The sequence below is a fragment of the Ramlibacter sp. genome, assembly GCF_035627355.1.
Taxonomy (GTDB): domain Bacteria; phylum Pseudomonadota; class Gammaproteobacteria; order Burkholderiales; family Burkholderiaceae_C; genus Ramlibacter.
On record NZ_DASPLW010000065.1, the window covers coordinates 1 to 2306 of the forward strand.

At 69.5% G+C, this 2306-nt stretch carries 3 protein-coding genes; all 3 read right to left on the bottom strand.

Features of this window, described 5'->3' with window-relative positions; genetic code table 11:
- On the bottom strand, positions 1-308 hold a 308-nt coding region (locus VEC03_RS15430; RefSeq protein ID WP_324916925.1), incomplete at its 3' end, for a TonB-dependent receptor domain-containing protein.
- Between the two features lie 8 nt (positions 309-316).
- A complete protein-coding gene (locus VEC03_RS15435; RefSeq protein ID WP_324916928.1) occupies positions 317-1987 on the bottom strand; it encodes an IS1634 family transposase in 1671 nt (556 codons plus the stop codon).
- A 132-nt stretch (positions 1988-2119) separates the two neighbouring features.
- Positions 2120-2306 (bottom strand): hypothetical protein (locus VEC03_RS15440; protein ID WP_324916931.1); only part of this gene is annotated, 187 nt, incomplete at its 5' end.

Sequence of the window (2306 nt, forward strand, 5' to 3'; positions counted from 1 at the left end):
TCGGCGGAGAAGGTTCCAGTGGGCGAAGGTGCCGACCCGCTCGGCTGGGTGATCTCGAACAGCGACAACGTCGTCGTCAGGCGGCCCCAGTCGACCTTGACCCCGGCCTCCCACTGCTCCGTCACGAACGGCGGCAGCACCTCGCCGGCATTGGCGTAGGTCGGTCCGACGATCGTGCCCGGCTGCAGTCCCTCGATATAGTTGCCGTACAGCGAGACGTTCTGCAGCGGCTTGACCCAACTTCCGCAGTGTCCGAGAGAAGATATTTGTGGATCAAGGCGTTGGGGCCGCCTCGGGGTTTTAGGCACCACAGGTATCAGGCTTCGACGTCAGCGCGTGGGGCGTAGGGCAGCTCCTGGAAGACGGGCGGCAGGGTGATGCCGACGGCGCGGCAGACCGGATCGATTGTCGGCCCCGGCGCGGTGCGCAGCAGGGCGCGGCGGCCGTCCTGCTCGATCTCGACCTCGCTGAGGTCTGCGAGGTCGTCGAGGATGGCCTGCCATTCGAGCGGTTGCTTGCCACGCCGGCCGCGGTGAGCGGCGAGGCGATCGACCAGTTCCTTGCGCAGCACGAGTGCCAGGAAGGAGCAGAAGACGTGGCCGCGGATGGCGGCGTCGGTCTTGTGGAAGATCGGCCGGGTGGCGAGCAGCGCCTTGGCTATCTTGAAGCTGTCTTCCACGGCCAGCAGGTTGCGGTAGCGCAGCACCACCTGCAGGGCGGAGAGCCTGGCGTTGGTGCGCAGCACGAACAGGCCGTCGAACTTCGCGTCGTCCTCGACCTTGGCGGGGTCGATGGCGAAGGCCGGGCCGTCGGGCGCGGCGAGGTACCGGCGGAACCCCTTGTTGGCGACCAGCGCCTTGTCGCCCTGGGCCAGCTTGCGCCGCAAGCCGGCGAGGATCTCGGCGCGGGCCTCTGCATCCTTGGCCGCCTCCTCCTCGTTGCGGCACAGCACGTAGCGCCGGCCGGCGACTGCGACCTCGCTGACGGCGAGCTGGGTGGTGCCCTTCTGGCGCGGGATGGTGAGCGGCACCGCCGCGCCGTCGTCCTCGAGCACGAACTCGCGGACCTCGCGGCTGCCGCGCTCGCGCACGCCGAGGATGTATTCGATGCCGGCCGCCTCCAGGGCGGCGATGGCGTCGGCGCTGATCAGGCCGCGGTCGGCGACGACGCAGGCCCGCTTCACGCCGAAGCGGCGGCGCAGGCGCTCGACCACCGGCCGCAGCAAGGTGACGTCGGCGGTGTTGCCCGGCAGCAGGAACGAGGCGACCGGGCGGTCATCGCCATCCAGCACGATGCCGAGCACCACCTGGGCGAGGTGGCCTCGGTAGTCCTTGGAGTGGCCGCGCCGGCCGAGCGTGGCGCCGCCGCGGCCCTCGAACCACAGCGTGGTGGTGTCGAGGAAGGCCACCGACAGCTCGCCGAGCAGCGGCTGGCGGTGGCGCCACAGCGCCTCCTCGATCGCCTCGCTCATCACCCGGCCGTCGCCATCCTGGCCACCGATCTCCTCGCCGAGCCAGGCCATCGCCTTGTAGGCCTGGTCGAGCTCCAGGTCCTCGGCTCCGGGCACCCGGTAGGCCCGCCGCCAGGTGCTGGCGTGACGGTCGGAGCCGGAGACCATCAGGCGGTGCAGCACCGTCAGGTACACCGCGCGCTCGACGTCGAAGCCGAAGTGACGGTCGGCCAGCAGCCCGCGCAGCACGTCCTGGCAGCCGGTCTCCTGCCACAGCCGCCCGAACACCAGGTCCGGGCCGATGCCGGTGCGGCGCAGCTCGGCCAACTCGCCGCGGTAGAAGCTCGACAGCACGATGGAGCGGCGCGAGTGCCGGGCGGCCGAGGCGATCAGCGCGTCAAGCGTGCCCGAGGCCTCGACCTCGTCGCGCCTCCCCAGCGACTTGACGACGCGCTGGACGTGGCGGCCGCCCTCGCGGGCGTTCTCCACCAGGTACAGGTACTCATAGCCGTTGATCTTCTTGACGCGGACGAACATGGCGCGGCACCTTGCTCGCACAAGGACACCACAGTCCTGCCGCTTATGTCAAACAGCGCAGCAGCTCTCAATCCGACAATTTAGCACCACAAACCAGCATCCGATCGCGCCGATGGCGGATTTCTGCGGCGTTCACGCCGCCTCAACGTTCAAACTGCGGAAGTTGGGCTTGACCACCAGGCCCACCGTCGGCGTCAGCGCGGCCTCGTCATATTGCGAGGTTCGCGCCCCGGTGACGGTGCTGAAGCTCTCCTGCACGACCTGCTGCTGGCGCACGCCCGCCATCACCTGGATGCGCTTGTCGAGGACCGAGAGCACG